This window comes from Arthrobacter sp. SRS-W-1-2016, from assembly GCF_002009585.1.
GTDB lineage: Bacteria > Actinomycetota > Actinomycetes > Actinomycetales > Micrococcaceae > Arthrobacter > Arthrobacter bambusae_A.
Window position 1 is genome coordinate 60124 of record NZ_MTPV01000045.1, and the last position, 14106, is coordinate 74229.

At 61.7% G+C, this 14106-nt stretch carries 13 protein-coding genes; 10 read left to right on the forward strand and 3 right to left on the reverse strand.

Features of this window, described 5'->3' with window-relative positions; all coding sequences use genetic code 11:
- Nucleotides 1-1872, reverse strand: coding sequence for an ABC transporter ATP-binding protein (locus tag BMF89_RS11275; RefSeq protein ID WP_078107178.1), 1872 nt, complete (start codon nucleotides 1870-1872; stop codon nucleotides 1-3).
- Between the two features lie 100 nt (nucleotides 1873-1972).
- On the opposite strand from BMF89_RS11275, the gene BMF89_RS11280 reads away from it, so the two are divergent.
- The 3 genes from BMF89_RS11280 to BMF89_RS11285 all read left to right on the forward strand — a co-directional run bounded on the left by BMF89_RS11280 (nucleotide 1973) and on the right by BMF89_RS11285 (nucleotide 3480).
- Nucleotides 1973-2404, forward strand: a complete 432-nt coding sequence (locus BMF89_RS11280; RefSeq protein WP_078107179.1) for a MarR family transcriptional regulator — start codon at nucleotides 1973-1975, stop codon at nucleotides 2402-2404.
- A 421-nt stretch (nucleotides 2405-2825) separates the two neighbouring features.
- The gene (locus BMF89_RS21940) at nucleotides 2826-2999 is read left to right on the forward strand and encodes a hypothetical protein (RefSeq protein ID WP_171983462.1); all 174 of its coding nucleotides are present in this window, start codon (nucleotides 2826-2828) and stop codon (nucleotides 2997-2999) included.
- 166 nt (nucleotides 3000-3165) lie between these two features.
- Nucleotides 3166-3480 carry a carboxymuconolactone decarboxylase family protein gene (locus tag BMF89_RS11285; RefSeq protein ID WP_078107180.1) on the forward strand — a complete coding sequence of 105 codons (315 nt, stop codon included), beginning with the start codon at nucleotides 3166-3168 and terminating at the stop codon, nucleotides 3478-3480.
- A 53-nt stretch (nucleotides 3481-3533) separates the two neighbouring features.
- Here BMF89_RS11285 and BMF89_RS11290 read toward each other — a convergent pair whose 3' ends face one another.
- Nucleotides 3534-3977, reverse strand: coding sequence for a hypothetical protein (locus BMF89_RS11290; protein ID WP_078107181.1), 444 nt, complete (start codon nucleotides 3975-3977; stop codon nucleotides 3534-3536).
- Between the two features lie 62 nt (nucleotides 3978-4039).
- Nucleotides 4040-5134 (reverse strand): hypothetical protein, encoded by a 1095-nt coding sequence (locus BMF89_RS11295; protein ID WP_078107182.1) that lies wholly within the window; start codon nucleotides 5132-5134, stop codon nucleotides 4040-4042.
- A gap of 532 nt (nucleotides 5135-5666) precedes the next feature.
- Between BMF89_RS11295 and BMF89_RS11300 the strand changes: the two genes are divergently transcribed.
- From BMF89_RS11300 to BMF89_RS11330, 7 genes are all read left to right on the forward strand, one after another.
- Nucleotides 5667-5972 (forward strand): transcriptional regulator, encoded by a 306-nt coding sequence (locus tag BMF89_RS11300; RefSeq protein WP_078107183.1) that lies wholly within the window; start codon nucleotides 5667-5669, stop codon nucleotides 5970-5972.
- A gap of 314 nt (nucleotides 5973-6286) precedes the next feature.
- Entirely contained in the window at nucleotides 6287-7501 is a 1215-nt protein-coding gene (locus tag BMF89_RS11305) for an ROK family transcriptional regulator (protein ID WP_078107184.1), read from the forward strand.
- Nucleotides 7498-8463 carry a sugar ABC transporter permease gene (locus tag BMF89_RS11310; RefSeq protein ID WP_216353812.1) on the forward strand — a complete coding sequence of 322 codons (966 nt, stop codon included), beginning with the start codon at nucleotides 7498-7500 and terminating at the stop codon, nucleotides 8461-8463. Before BMF89_RS11305 ends, BMF89_RS11310 begins: the two co-directional genes overlap by 4 nt.
- Complete coding sequence (locus BMF89_RS11315) at nucleotides 8456-9271, forward strand: carbohydrate ABC transporter permease (protein WP_078107185.1); 816 nt, start codon at nucleotides 8456-8458, stop codon at nucleotides 9269-9271. Before BMF89_RS11310 ends, BMF89_RS11315 begins: the two co-directional genes overlap by 8 nt.
- Before the next feature lie 40 nt (nucleotides 9272-9311).
- Nucleotides 9312-10562, forward strand: coding sequence for a sugar ABC transporter substrate-binding protein (locus tag BMF89_RS11320; RefSeq protein ID WP_078107186.1), 1251 nt, complete (start codon nucleotides 9312-9314; stop codon nucleotides 10560-10562).
- Between the two features lie 94 nt (nucleotides 10563-10656).
- Nucleotides 10657-11835 carry a glycoside hydrolase family 15 protein gene (locus tag BMF89_RS11325; protein WP_078107187.1) on the forward strand — a complete coding sequence of 393 codons (1179 nt, stop codon included), beginning with the start codon at nucleotides 10657-10659 and terminating at the stop codon, nucleotides 11833-11835.
- Entirely contained in the window at nucleotides 11832-14084 is a 2253-nt protein-coding gene (locus BMF89_RS11330) for a TIM-barrel domain-containing protein (RefSeq protein ID WP_078107188.1), read from the forward strand. The genes BMF89_RS11325 and BMF89_RS11330 overlap by 4 nt, the downstream gene beginning before the upstream one ends.
- The last annotated feature ends 22 nt before the right edge of the window (nucleotides 14085-14106 follow it).

Below are 14106 nucleotides of genomic sequence, written 5' to 3' on the forward strand. Positions count from 1 at the left end.
TCAGGCCGCCTCGGAACCGGCCAACTCCACAGTCTCCCCGGCCTCGACAAGCCGCGCATACGCGCCGCCGGTATCGCGAAGCTGCCCGGGAGTTCCGAATTCCACGATCGCTCCGCCGGAGAGGACTGCGAGCTGATCGGCTTTCTCCACCGTCGAGAGCCTGTGGGCGATGGTCAGGGTAGTCCGGCCAACCGCCAACCGGTCGAGCGCCGCCTGGACATGGGCTTCCGTGGCGTTGTCCAGGGCGGACGTGGCCTCGTCGAGGACGAGCACTTTGGGATTGCGCAGGATGGTTCGGGCAATGGCCAAGCGCTGCTGTTCTCCGCCGGAGAACCGGTGGCCCCGGGCCCCGACCATCGTGTCCAGGCCGTCGGGCAAGCTTGCGATCAGATCAGCGATCTGGGCCGAGGCGAGCGCCTTCCACAGGACGGCGTCGTCCGCGCCGGGTGCAGCGAGGAGCAGGTTTTCCCGGATGGTGTCGTGAATCAGGTACGTCTCCTGGGACACCACGCCTACTATTTTCGTCAGCTCCTCCGGAGCGATGTCGCGCACATCCACGCCGTCGATGGTGATCCGCCCGGCGGTGGCGTCATGCAGGCGCGGGAGCAGCGAGCCCAGCGTCGATTTACCGGAGCCTGTGGGGCCCACGATTGCGGTGCTGGTCCCGGCCGGGAGCGTGAGGTCGACGTCGAGCAGAACGTCAGTGCCGCCGTCGTACGCGAAACGGACGCCCTCGAAGCGGACCTCGCCGCGCACTGCGGCCGGGTCCAGCGGGACGGGCCGCGCCGGGGGAGTGATTTCCGGAGACAGGTCCAGGTACTCAAAGATGCGGCTGAACAGGGCCATCGCCGTGACCCATTGGACGCCGAGATCCAGCAAGCTCATGACGGGGCGGAAGATGGCACCCTGCAGGGCGGTGAACGCCACGAGCGTGCCGATGGTCATGCCTCCGCTGGTGACGGGCAGCCCGGCGGCGAGGTAGATCAGCGCCGGGATGGCCGAGAAGATGATGCCCATGGTGGACATCCGCCAGCGGCCTGCCAGTTGGGAGCGCATCTCCAGGCCGATCAGCCGTTTGGAGCTTTCCGTGTAGCGGTGTGCGTCGCGCTTGGTGGTACCGAGGGTTTTGGAGAGCCGGACGCCGGAGACCGACAGCCCTTCCTCGACCTGCGTGTTCATGGTGGCCAGTTCGCTCTGCAGCGTGGACGTGATGTTGCGCCGGAGCAGGGCCACCCGGCGGGTGAACCAAACGGCTGGCGGGATCACTATCAGGGACAGGAGCGAGAGCCCGGGCGAAATGGCCACCATGGCGATGGCGGTGGCGACGGCCGTCGTCAGGTTGGAGGCAACACCGGTCGCGGTTGAGGTGATGACTTGCTGCAGGCCGGAAATGTCGTTGTTCAACCGCGACTGTACCTCGCCGCTGCGGGTCCGGGTAAAGAATCCCAGTGATTGCTGCTGCAGGTGCGTGAACAAGCGAGTGCGCAGGGTGTGCATGATCTTCTGGCCCATGCCCGTGGTCATCCAGGTCTGCAGCACGCCAATCAGCGCGGTCGCGGCGGCCACGGCGATCAATCCGGCGGCGAGCCACGCGAGAAGCGGCAGATCCTTGCCGGGCAGCGCGACGTCGATGATGTGGCGGACCAGGAACGGCTGCGCCAGGCCGATGATGCTGGAAGCGCTGATGAGAAGTACGACGACGGCGATGGTCGCCTTGTGCGGGGTGAACAGCGCCGCGATCCGCTTGAGGCTTACGGGATGCTGTTGTAGCTGGGTGCGGTCCGCAGGATTGAGGCGGGCGGGGCCGCGGCCGGGACTTCGTGCTCCAGCGCCCGGTCGATGGGGATTTTGGGTGAGGATGTTCTCCGTCATAAGCACCACCTCCAGTGGCGAGCGGGGCGCGGGAGTCGCGCCTACTAATACAGAGGTTACCTCACTATGTGGTAATGGGTCAAATTGTTAGACTGACGGCATGCACTCACAGCCCTCTGATTCGGCCGACCTTGGCGATCTCTTCCATGCCGCTTTCCGGGGGTTGCGCCGGACCTGGGCTGAGCAGCTGTCGCCGTGGGAGCTGACGCCGCACCAATGGCGGGCGCTCATGACACTGATGCGCCCCGCGCCGGGGGATCCGATGCGGTTGAAGGACCTGGCGGAACGGCTGCGCATTGCGCCACGTTCGGCCACGGAAGTGGTGGACCAGCTCGAGGTCAAAGGCCTCGTGCGTCGCGATCCGGACCCCACAGACCGGCGGGCCACCCTTGTCGCCGCCACGGCGGACGGGCAGCAGCTCTTTGCGAAGATCAGCGCCGAACGGCGTGGCAAGTCCTCCGAGTACTTTGCCCGGCTCAGCGCAGAAGATCGCGCCGAACTGGCCCGGATTCTGGGGCAGCTCCGGGATTGAGGCCAACGCCGGCTGCCTGCCAAGTTGCCGCAGAGTAGGTAGAGTCGAAGCCATGACTCGCCGGAAGGTTCCAGTTGCCCTCGTCGCGCTCCCTTTCGCGTTGTGCCTGATGGCACTTGCGCCCGCGGAGACCGCAGGGGCCGAATCCTGCAGTTCACAGGGCCTCTTAGGTGTGGTTGGGATGTGTTCTCCCAGTAGCTCCCAGTCTCCCCGGCCGTCGGTCAAACCCACACCGTCCGCCACGGCCAGCCCACCGGTACAACCGCAACCCCAACCGGATCCCGGCGTCGTAGTTCCTCCCGGTGGCGCGTCAACGCCCTCGCTCGCGGTGACCGCGCAGCCGAGCCCCACCCAGGTTGCGCCACCCGCTACAACCGTGGCAACAGTCCCGCCCCCGACCCTTTCCAACCCGAGCCCCTCGGTGCAAAATTCAACCTCGGCGGCGGTCGCGTCCCGGATTGACCCCGGCACCCCGGCCCAGGGCGACCATCCCTTCGCTCCAAGCGTCTCGGTCGCTGGAATCCTGTTGGCCTTCGGCGGAACCCTGATTGCCGCGGGCGGAGTGGTTGGCCTCAAGCGATTTCCGTCGCGCTAAGCCGGGACCCCGAGCCATCGGGAAACAGGTAATGGCCGACCCTGCCTCATTCCGAGGTGCGTTCCTAGGATGGAAAGCAAGTCGACAAGCTTTACTGAGAAGGGTCGGAGGCCGCTGAAGCCGGACCTTCCGCACCCCTGAACGAATCACTAACGAGGAGAACCCCATGACCGAACAATCCCGTGCCCAGCAACTCGTCGGAGACATCTCACCAAAACTGGCCTCACTTACCGACGACGTCCTCTTCGCTGACGTCTGGGAACGGCCCGAGTTGGCCAAACGGGACCGGAGCCTGATTACCGTTGCCTGTCTCGTGGCAAGCGGCAGCACCGAGCAGCTTTTTGGACACTTGCGGCTTGCGAAGGCCAACGGACTCAGCGAAACCGAATTGAGCGAGGCTATTACGCACCTGGCGTTCTACGCGGGCTGGCCGAAGGCGATGTCCGCCATGGCGGTCGCCAAGCAGGTATTTGCCGAGTAGCCAGGTTCGCGTTTTGGGGCGATTGGCGTTGGTGGCCGGTTCGCTGCCCGGACTCAGGCCTGCGGTGTTTGGCCTTGGAGTGAGGCGATCTGTGCACGCGCGGCGGCGACGAGTTCCTCGTTGGTGTTGGCGTGGCCGTTGAGGCCCCAGCCGCCGTCGGGCGCTTCCGTGAGCAGGACCCAGGTTCGATCGGGCAGGGTCGGGTCCGCGGCGGCGGTCGCGACGAGCGCGGTGAGCTGTTCGACCAAGACGAGCTGCTTGTCGCGGTTCAAGGCGCCCGCGTTTGTGAGGACCTGCACGCGCACGTAGTTGCCGTCGCCGTCGACGTTAGACAGGTCTCCCTCCGGGAGTTCATGGATGAATGCCGCAGTGTTCTTGCGGAACATCGGGATATCCGGCACCTGCTCCACACGCATTACCGTCGCTGCCAGATCAATAGCGAGCTGGTGCTTGTCGGCAAAGGTCCCTGAAGTGGCGTACACGTCGATCATGGGCATGTTGCTTCTCCTTTTCGATGTAGCTCAGCGGTCATTGGTTGCGCCATCCTTGCACGCCGCTGTCACCGTGTCTTTCTTTGCGCAATCATTTGCGGGTCGTCCGGCTTGACGTCCTTGGAAGTGCGGTTCTTGGGCCGGTGCGGCGGGATCGGTTCGGACGCGAAGCGTCGTGGTCCGCTCCACATTGAGGGCGGGGCGTCGATCGCGTAGGCCAGCGCGTACGCGACCTTTTCGTAGTTGACGCGCCAGCCCCTGAAGTGGGGCCACGCTTGTTCGGCGGTGACCTCTACCGGGTAGTCGACGGTCTGCAGGAGCTCCACGGCCGCTTGAAAGTCTTCGAATTTAACGTCGAGTTCGGAATCGGGATCGGGGTCTTCCTCGACCGGGATACGAATGGCCCGCGCCACTTGGTTCAGGCAGGTGAACCCCATTCGAAGGACCAGCCGTGCCCGGGTGCTCGGGGCAGATCCCGGACTGAGGGAAAGCTGCAACGCGGCCGCGTCCATGACGCTGAGGAGGGAGTTGAGCCAATTCGATTGCGGCGACGGCGAACGGAACCATACCAACGTGAGGTACGTGCTGTGTGATTCGGCGACGTCCGCGGCCCATCGCTCCCATCTTTGGTAAAGCTCGCTGAGTTCGCTGGTGCTGGTTTGTGCGGCCATGCCGAACCGCGTGCGCACTAGAAGCTCCGGTCCCCATGACGGTGAGCCTGCCCTCGATACCAGGAGCGTTACCTCCGCTTCACGCCTGTTGAAGGCCGAATAGAGCGTCGGCAGATAACCGATCTGCAATGCGATAACGATCAATCCGGTGTAAGCGGCTATGTAGACCAACACCGTGTTGCCGACATTGGATGGGGCAGCATAGCCGAGGGTGAACATTGCGGAGCCGGCTTCGCTTGAGGCTTGCCAGAAGTCGCCGTCGACGAAGGGAAGGAGCAGCAGACTGAACGACAGATCGAACAGGATCACCCAAACCAGCAGGCGGACGAAGAGCGCCATCGGAGACTGCCAGGCAAGGATCCGATCACGCGCTTCGTATGAAGTGGCGGGTTTCGTGATGACGAAGAAGATTTTCGCAGTGACCAAATGGGTTACCCGTGAAAGGTTGCTGTGCAGCGGCCGCGGCACAATCAGCGTTCCGATCACACTCATCCAGTTCAGGAGCAACCCAAGCAGCCCGACTGAAAAACACGCCCACACGATTACTGTCAATGCGCTCTTTCGACATTGTTAGACACCAATACAGCTATTGACCACCGGTAGGGACAAAGCTGGTGAGGCTCGTATCATTCATTCCACCATCGGACCTTGTCAAGGGTGGTGGGTTCCGTGGTGCTTACGAATGACGTCATCAACAAAGCATCGCTGGAGAGTTAGGGAGAAACCGTCGTGGCAAGCCATCTCATCCTCGGCGCGGGACTCGTAGGAGCGACGCTCGCGAGGCGGCTCTCCGCCCGCGGCGATCAGATAACCCTCGGCACGCGTAGCGGCACTACGGTCCCTGGGGCGACTCCCGTGAAACTGGATGCGAGCAGACATCCCTGGCCGTGTATTTCGCCCTTTATGGCGGTGCGCTGGGAGTGGGAGTTGGTCTCTTCGATGACGGCAACCTGTGGTTTTATATACCCGCTGCCATCGTTTTGGCCTGCGTCGGACTCGCCGCGGCATTCCGCGAACTGCGCGCATGAGCGTTCCTGCCGAACATCCCCACCACAGGCTTAACGAGCTCATCCACTCACCGGTGCGCTTTTCCGTTATGGCGGCGCTTGCCGGTGCGGAGTCCTTGGACTTTAAGGACCTCCTCGACACCATCCAGGTCAGCGACTCATTGCTCAGCAAGCAACTGGCCGTATTGGAAAAGGCTGGCTATGTGAAGATCAGGAAGTCCTTCGCCGGGAAAATGCCGCGAACGTCGGCCAGTTTGACCCCTCACGGACACGAAGCCTGGACCGGACACCTGCAGACATTGCGGGAGATCGCGGGCGGATAGTGCTTCTTTCCCCGTCCCGCCAATAAGCCTCGCTAGTCTAGGAGACCTCAAATTCGGCTTGCGGGCCGCCTCTGACAGCTCGCAGCTTTGTTGGGCGCGCGCCTGGGCCGCCCGACAAATGGTTCACCCCCTGATCCGTTCGCTAATGACAAGTCCGCCACGGCACGCAAGGGATTTGTTCGGTGTGGCCTTCTACCTCGGGCGCATCGCCGCAGGGCGTATCAGAGGAAAAGCCCTGCAACGATCTTTTACCTCTTGACGTGAGCTGGATCATAGTTCTAATCTTCATTTAGTCGTAAATAAAGGAGAATACAATGGTTCGGCCGAGCGGCAACGCTGACGTTACGCGGTCTGCGATCCTGGCATTTCTTGGTACCTCGGGAGGTGCGTCCCGGGCGGACTTGGCAAGGGCGCTCGGCGTCTCCCCGGCTCTCATGACCCAGCTCATCAAAGAGCTCATCGCGGATGGCCTCGTGAGGGAGCTGTCAATGTCCCCCTCCAACGGCGGTCGTCCAGCACGGATGCTGGGCCTGGCCACCGCTGCGGGGCGAGTGGTGGGTATGAAGATCTCGAAGGATCATGTTGCCTTCGTCGAAACGGAACTTAGCGGGCATGTAGTCCGATCCGGCAACAGGGCATACGACGCCTCCTCGATCACATCGCTTTCCGACCTCGTCTCACTCGTCCATTCATTCGTTGGCGAAGATCGTGTCACCCCGCTTCTGGGAATCGGAGTCGGAGTTCCCGGGTCGGTTGATGCACAAGGTAGCGGTGTTGTTGATTCAAGCTTCCTGGGGTGGCGACAGGTGCCGCTTGGTGCCGTTCTGAGCCGTGAGCTCCATGTTCCGGTCCTGGTGGAGAACAATGTCAACGCCCTCGCCGTAGCCGAACGGCTCTATGGGTCAGGCCGCGAGCATGCCGAGTTTTTGGTTGTGACGATCGGCGAAGGCGTCGGCGCGGGATTTGTCACCGGTGGTGCAGTCGTGCGTGGCAGCCGCGGCGGTGCCGGCGAAATTGGTCACATACCCGCAGTTGCGGACGGACCTCTTTGCACCTGTGGCAACCACGGATGCATTGAGGCCCTGATCGGGGAAAGAACGCTCGTCGAGCATGCGCGCCAATCCGGAATCATTTCGTCGTCAGCCGCCATGGCAGATCTGCAAGAGCGCGCAGACGACGGTGATCCCCTCGCCCAAGATGTCTTTCGGGAAGCGGGACATCCCCTGGGGCGAATCGTTGCTGGTCTCGTGCAGATCCTGGATCCGGAGACTGTGATCATCAGCGGCGAGGGTACCCGTGCATGGCACCACTGGGCAGCAGGATTCGAGCGATCTTTCAGAAGTGCCCTGACGGCAGACCGCCGGAGCATTCCTGTGATCGTCGAGTCTTGGGACGACGAGGCCTGGGCTCGCGGAGCAGCTGCGCTCGTGGCTTCTGCGCCCTTCTACAGCGAAGAGAGTTCAGGCGAACAGGGAAGACGGGTTCGTGCCCGGCTTACTCATGTACCCGCGGAGGTTGGAGGATTGTGACCGCACTAAAAGACTCCAGGTCCGGCAGCCCCGGACCCACGGCAACAACGAAGCGCTACCTAGGACCCGCGACTCAGCGTAAAGCCAACGGTACGCGTCTCAAATACGGGCTCACTGTCGTGCTTTTCCTCATCCCGAGCGCCTTGCCACTGTTGTTCTTCACGATCATTCCCATGTTTTCGGCGTTCTGGATCAGCCTGAACCAATGGAATCTAGTCGGCCCCATGAAATGGGTGGGCCTCGGTAACTACGGCAAGCTCATCAGCGACCCCGGCACGCAGGGTGCTTTCCTGCACACTGTCTACTACATCGTCGGATACCTTCCGCTCGTGTACATCGGCGGGCTGGCCATAGCGCTTGCTCTCAATTCCCGGATCAAGGGACGCAGCATGATGCGCGGCCTGTACTTCCTTCCAGTGGTGACTAGCTGGATCGTCGTTGCACTTGTCTGGCGTTGGCTACTGAATCCCAGCACGGGAATCGTCAACTGGCTGCTTGGGCTCATCGGGGTGGCAGGGCCGGGGTGGTGGACAGATCCGGCCTGGTCCATGCCTTCAATCATCGTGGCTTCTGCGTGGAAGGACCTCGGCTTTGTCATGGTGATTCTGCTCGCCGGCCTCCAAGCCATACCGGAGGACTTGCATGAGGCTGCAACCGTCGACGGCGCCGGCCGGTGGAGGCGGCTTTTCAGTATTACGCTTCCGATGCTTTCCCCCTCAACCTTCTTTGTCATTGTGTTGTCGCTGATCAACGGATTCCAAGTCTTTGACCAGGTCTATGCCATGACCGGAGGCGGCCCCAACAACTCTTCCCAGGTTGTGGTCGAGCAGATTTATGACCTCACGTTCCGCTACGGCAAGGCCGGCGAGGCATCGGCCCTGTCATGGCTTCTATTCCTTTTCATCCTGGTCATCACTTTGATTCAGGTGCGCGGTCAAAAGAAATGGGTGCACTATGCGTAAGCAGCGTCCCTCAATCACCCTGAACATCCTCGTCCTCGTCGGCGCCCTCATGATGGTCTTCCCTTTTCTTTGGGCGTTCGTGACGTCCATCAGCCCCGGGTCCGGCCTGTCGGCCACCCCTCAGCTGATCCCGGAGAATCCCTCACTGTCCGCATACGCTGAGTTGCTCCAACGGCTCCCGTTCGCGCAGATCGTGCTCAACAGCCTGATCCTTGCCATCCTTACCACGGTGTTCCAACTCGTCACTAGCTCACTGGCCGCCTATGTCTTTTCCAGGATGCCGTTCAAGGGGCGCAATGCGGTGTTCGCGGTGTATCTGGCCACCATGATGATCCCGATGCAGGTGCTGGTCGTCCCGCTGTTTGTGGAGATGAAAAGCCTGGGCCTCATCGATACTTATCTCGGCGTGCTGTTGCCGGGGATCGCCAGCGCATTCGGCGTGTTTCTCCTACGGCAGGCCATGAATTCTGTACCGCAGGACCTGGATCAGGCCGCGACATTGGATGGGGCTGGCCACTTCCGTATCTTCGGCCTCATTGTGCTTCCCGTGGTCCGTCCGGCATTGGCGACACTGACGGTGTTCGCGTTCCTGAATAGCTGGAACAGCTTCCTGTGGCCGCTGATTATCCTGCGCACTCCCGCGATGAAAACCCTTCCCGTGGCGTTGGCGGGACTGCAAGGGCAATACACCACCCAGTGGGACATCGTGATGGCCGGATCAGTGGTCAGCGTCCTGCCAATGCTCGCCCTCTACATCTTCACCCAGAAGTACATCATCCAAGGGGTTGCGGGCACCGGACTCAAATAGACCGGATCGGCCAGTTCCTCACTTATCAATGGAGATACACATGAACAAGAAGCCCCTGGCATCGCTGGGTCTCGCTCTCACCGCAATCCTGGCCATGTCGGGCTGTGGATCGGCGGCAAGCTCAAACGTTTCAAGCAACGAAAAAGTAACCATCAAATACTCAAACTTCATCTCGAACGGAGGCAATGAAAAGAATCTGGACACCATCGTTCAGGCATTTGAGAAGGCCAACCCGAACATCACAGTCCAGGTCACCACGTTGCCCTACAAGGACTACACCACTGCCCTCCAGACAGACCTGGCCGCCGGGACCCAAGCCGATACCTTCGACATTGAGTACGCGAACCTGCGTTCCTACGTGGCCAATGGGGCAGTCGCACCCCTCGAGGGAGTTGACGGTTCCAAGTACAAGCAGTCCTTGCTGCAGTCCTACCAGGCAGACGGCAAGCAGTACGCGCTGCCCAGTTCCTTCTCCGACGTCGTCCTCTACTACAACAAGGCACTCTTCGACGCCGCCAAGGTCGCTTACCCGACAGCCAGCTGGACTTGGGCCGATGAAACGGCCGCTGCGAAGAAGATCACGGACAGTGCTGCGGGTGTCTATGGAGACTTCCAGAACGTGAGCTTCTACGAGTTCTACAAGGCACTGGCCCAAACCGGTGGCAAGTTCCTTAGCGACGACGGCAAATCGGTCGCCTTCAACTCGCCCCAGGGCATCAAAGCGGCCGAATGGCTGGCAGGGAAGAGCGGAACGACCATGCCCACACCCGCCCAAGGCGCCGGGACCCCGGACTTTGACACGAAACTGTTCAAGGACGGCAAACTTGGCATGCTCCACAGCGGCATCTGGGTGGCCAGCAGCTTCGCCGATTCACCCAAAAGCTGGGACATCGCCGTCGAACCCGGAGACACCCAGAAGGCAAGCGCGGAGTTCTCCAACGCCGTAGGGGTATCTGCCAACTCGAAGAACAAAGCCGCAGCCCAGAAATGGGCCGAATACATGACCAGCTCAGACGTCATGGCACAGACCCGCATCAGCGCAGGCTGGGAACTTCCCGCAACCTCCGATGACTCAGTCCTGAAGCCCTATCTCGCAAAGGACAAGCCGGCCAACCGCAAGGCTATTTTCGACGCCCTTGACAACGTCGCCCTCCCGCCGGTCATCGGCGACAACCAGCAAAAAATGGTCGACATCATCACCAACGCTCTTGGCGAAGTCGAAGCGAAGCGCTCCACCGCTGCCGATGCCCTGAAGGGCGCCGCGGACCAAATCAACGCTCTGCTGAAATAGGCCGGGCACAGTCCGAACATAGCCGGTGAGCGGGCCGCGGTAATACCGTGAGCTGCCGGCGCCGCGACCCGCTCACCATCTGAAAGAGAAGCCAATGACAACGCAAGGTTCAGCGGTAACGCGCAACGGAGATCCCGCTGTCAGTTCGATAGTCCAGGCCGGCATTCGGCTCATCCTGGAACAGCAGACCTCTGGGGGCGCCTACCCCGCGAGTCCGTCGTTTTCCGCCTATGCGGGGTACTGCTGGTTCCGTGACGGCTCGTACATCGCTGAGGCAATGTCCGCGGCCGGGGAGATCGAATCCGCCGAACGGTTCTTCGACTGGTGCTCGAGTGTCTTGACATCCCGTGCGGGAAGAATCCGCCATTTGGTGGCTGAAAGCCTGGCCGGCAGGCCCGTGGTCGGTGATCAAATGCTGCCCACGCGTTTCACTCTCGACGGGGCTGAAGGAAACGATGACTGGTGGGATTTTCAGCTCGACGGTTACGGCACCTGGCTTTGGGCGCTGGCTGAGCACAGCGCCCGCCATGACCGGCCGCTGGAACGCTGGACCGAGGCGATTGCCCTCACAGTCGACTATCTTTCCGTCTCCTGGGATCGGCCCTGCTATGACTGGTGGGAAGAAGCTGCCCAGCACGTGCACGTGAGCACCCTGGGTTGCATCGCTTCCGGACTGGCCAGCATCGCCCAAACCGGGCTGATCGAGGAGTCACTCTCAGAACGGGCCACCTCGATCGCGGACCAGATCCGCCGACGAGTCCAAAAAGAAGGTGTCCAGGACATCCATCTGACGAAATGGCTGGGAACAGACACAGTAGACGCCAGCCTCCTCTCGCTGATTGCTCCGATGAACTTCCTACCCCCGCACAGCCCCTTGAGCGCAGGGACCATTGCGGTTATCGAGGAGCAGCTCACCGTCGACAACGGAGTTCACCGGTATCTTGCTGACACCTACTACGGCGGTGGCCAATGGCCTTTGCTAAGTTGCTTCCTCGGCCTGGCGCAGGCCGCTTCCGGAAACAGAAGCAGAGCCCACGAGCTCCTGGAATGGGCCGCGTCCACCGCCGGAGCCAACGACGAACTTCCCGAACAGGTCGACCGTCACCTTCTTGACCCCGAACATCTTCAACCTTGGATCGAGCGCTGGGGTTACTCGGCAAACCCTCTGTTATGGAGCCACGCCATGTTCATCCGCCTCGCCATCGCCCTCGGCGTCCCGTACGACAGCGCCGATCCTACTCCGGCCCCAGCAGCGAAAGAGAACGCCAAATGATCCGCCACAAACCATTCGGCTCAGGCCACCCCTACGTCGCCGACACCGATCAGCGCAGCCCGTCCCATCCAGTCGCAGGAGAGCCCGTCATTCTCGGCGTACGAACCTCGCCGGAACTGACCGACGTGATCTGCGAGCTTGAAGCCACTGGCAGCGACGGCGCCGTCACAAAAACCACTGAAACCCTCGCGCGAGTACCGGCAGCCTCCCGCGGACAGGTCATCGACGGCGGCCACCTAGCATCCGCCCAGGCCAAACTCGCCCGCTCTGCCAGCGGATGGCAGATAACCCTCGCGCCACCGGAGGAACAGGCAACTTACAAGTACCGTTTCACGGCACGGACCCCGAGCGGCGGGACGGAAAAGACTCGGTGGTTCAACTACCGGGCTGCCACATGGGCCGCCGACAGCCGGGCTGTTAACGTCATTGGCGCGGGCCGTGTAGTCGCCGGCTCTGTTGAGGTGTTACATGACGGCGTCCGACCCTTGCGTGTTCGTTTCGCTCTCCCCTTGGCCTTGAGCGAGCGGGTCACCGGCTTTGGGGAACGCTTTGATGCCCTCGACCACCGTGGATCCAAGCTGGACGCGGTCGTCTTCGAGCAATATAAGAGCCAGGGAGCGAACCGGAAAACGTATTTACCGATGCCGTTTGCCCATGTAGTGGGCGGCGACGGCTGGGGATTTCACGTCGAAACTTCCCGACGCACTTGGTACGACATCGGCGCCTCCGACGAGCACTGCCTCGTCATCGAAGCCGAAGTTGGCCCAGAACCCCTGAACCGGGGCGCTCTTCTGAACGTGAGGTTCTTCGAGGGAACGCCCACGACGGTCCTGAAGTCCTTCCTGTCCGTCGCGGGCAGCGCCAAGGAACTTCCCGACTGGGTGTTCAAGCTGTGGGCAAGTGGCAACGAATGGAATACGCAGTCCGAGGTCATGCGACAGATGGATCGACACAGGGAAACAGGTATTCCAGTCGGGTCAGTCGTCATCGAAGCCTGGAGCGACGAGTCCACGTTCACGGCATTCCGCGACGCCGAATACGAGCCGAGTCCCGATGGCTCACCGCACCGCCTCAGCGACTTCTCCTTCCCGGAGCATGGGGCCTGGCCGGACCCGAAGGCCATGGTCGATGACCTTCACGCCCGGGACATCCGGGTGGTTCTGTGGCAGATCCCTCTTATCAAAATGCGCCCGCACCCACATGGCCAAGCACGTTTCGATGCTGAAGCTGCGGTTCGTGAGGGGCGACTCATCCGGGAGGAGGCCCCGGACGGCAGCCTCCGTCCATATCGCAACCGGGGGTGGTGGTTCCCGCTCAGCCTGATGCCGGACCTGACCGACCCGGAAGCCGCCCGTTGGTGGACCGAGAAGCGACGCTATCTCGTCGAAGAAATCGGCATCGACGGGTTCAAGACCGATGGCGGGGAACACGCCTGGGGCGAAGAACTCCAGTACCTGAACGGAATGCGCGGAGACGAAGGAAACAACCTCTTCCCGGTCGCGTACGCCAAGGCCTATGGTGACCTTCTTGAATCCGCCGGCAAGGCCCCCGTCACCTTCAGCCGTGCCGGATTCACCGGTTCCCAGGCCCACGGAGCCTTCTGGGCCGGGGACGAGAATTCCACATGGGACGCATTCCGTTGGTCTCTGTTTGCCGGACTCTCCGCCTCAGCTAGCGGAGTTTTGTACTGGGGCTGGGACTTCGCCGGCTTCTCCGGCGATGTCCCGACTTCGGAACTTTACCTGAGGTCGGCCGCCGCAGCAGTCTTCGTGCCCATCATGCAATATCACTCGGAGTTCAACCACCACCGGAAACCATCGAGGGACCGCACCCCATGGAACATCCAGGAAAGAACCGGGGATGAAACTGTCATTCCCGTCTTCCGGGAACTCGTCGAACTGCGCGAACGCCTCATTCCCTACCTGGCCGATCAAGCCCGTAGTGCTATCGACACCGGAGCCCCCCTCATGCGCCCGCTGTACTTCGACCACAGCAAAGACGACGAAGTGTGGAAGCACCCTTTGCAATGGATGCTCGGTGACGACCTTCTTGTCGCTCCCGTCACAGACGAGGGAGTCCGCAACTGGACGGCCTACCTGCCCGGCGGCACCTGGGTCGACGCATGGACAGGGGAAACATACCCCGGCAAGCGAACCGTCGAGGTACCGGCGCCGTTGAACCGTGTTCCTGTCTTCGTGAGGGCGGAAGCATGGGACGAGATGAAGGACATTTTCACTCCAACGAAGTAATCAAGAACTGAACGGGACCAAC

Bases quoted from the DNA above. Each gene is read 5' to 3' on its own strand.
- BMF89_RS11275 (WP_078107178.1), bottom strand. From the start codon at position 1,872: ATGACGGAGAACATCCTCACCCAAAATCCCCATCGACCGGGCGCTGGA.
- BMF89_RS11280 (WP_078107179.1), top strand. From the start codon at position 1,973: ATGCACTCACAGCCCTCTGATTCGGCCGACCTTGGCGATCTCTTCCAT.
- BMF89_RS11285 (WP_078107180.1), top strand. From the start codon at position 3,166: ATGACCGAACAATCCCGTGCCCAGCAACTCGTCGGAGACATCTCACCA.
- BMF89_RS11290 (WP_078107181.1), bottom strand. From the start codon at position 3,977: ATGCCCATGATCGACGTGTACGCCACTTCAGGGACCTTTGCCGACAAG.
- BMF89_RS11295 (WP_078107182.1), bottom strand. From the start codon at position 5,134: ATGAGTGTGATCGGAACGCTGATTGTGCCGCGGCCGCTGCACAGCAAC.
- BMF89_RS11300 (WP_078107183.1), top strand. From the start codon at position 5,667: ATGAGCGTTCCTGCCGAACATCCCCACCACAGGCTTAACGAGCTCATC.
- BMF89_RS11305 (WP_078107184.1), top strand. From the start codon at position 6,287: ATGGTTCGGCCGAGCGGCAACGCTGACGTTACGCGGTCTGCGATCCTG.
- BMF89_RS11315 (WP_078107185.1), top strand. From the start codon at position 8,456: ATGCGTAAGCAGCGTCCCTCAATCACCCTGAACATCCTCGTCCTCGTC.
- BMF89_RS11320 (WP_078107186.1), top strand. From the start codon at position 9,312: ATGAACAAGAAGCCCCTGGCATCGCTGGGTCTCGCTCTCACCGCAATC.
- BMF89_RS11325 (WP_078107187.1), top strand. From the start codon at position 10,657: ATGACAACGCAAGGTTCAGCGGTAACGCGCAACGGAGATCCCGCTGTC.
- BMF89_RS11330 (WP_078107188.1), top strand. From the start codon at position 11,832: ATGATCCGCCACAAACCATTCGGCTCAGGCCACCCCTACGTCGCCGAC.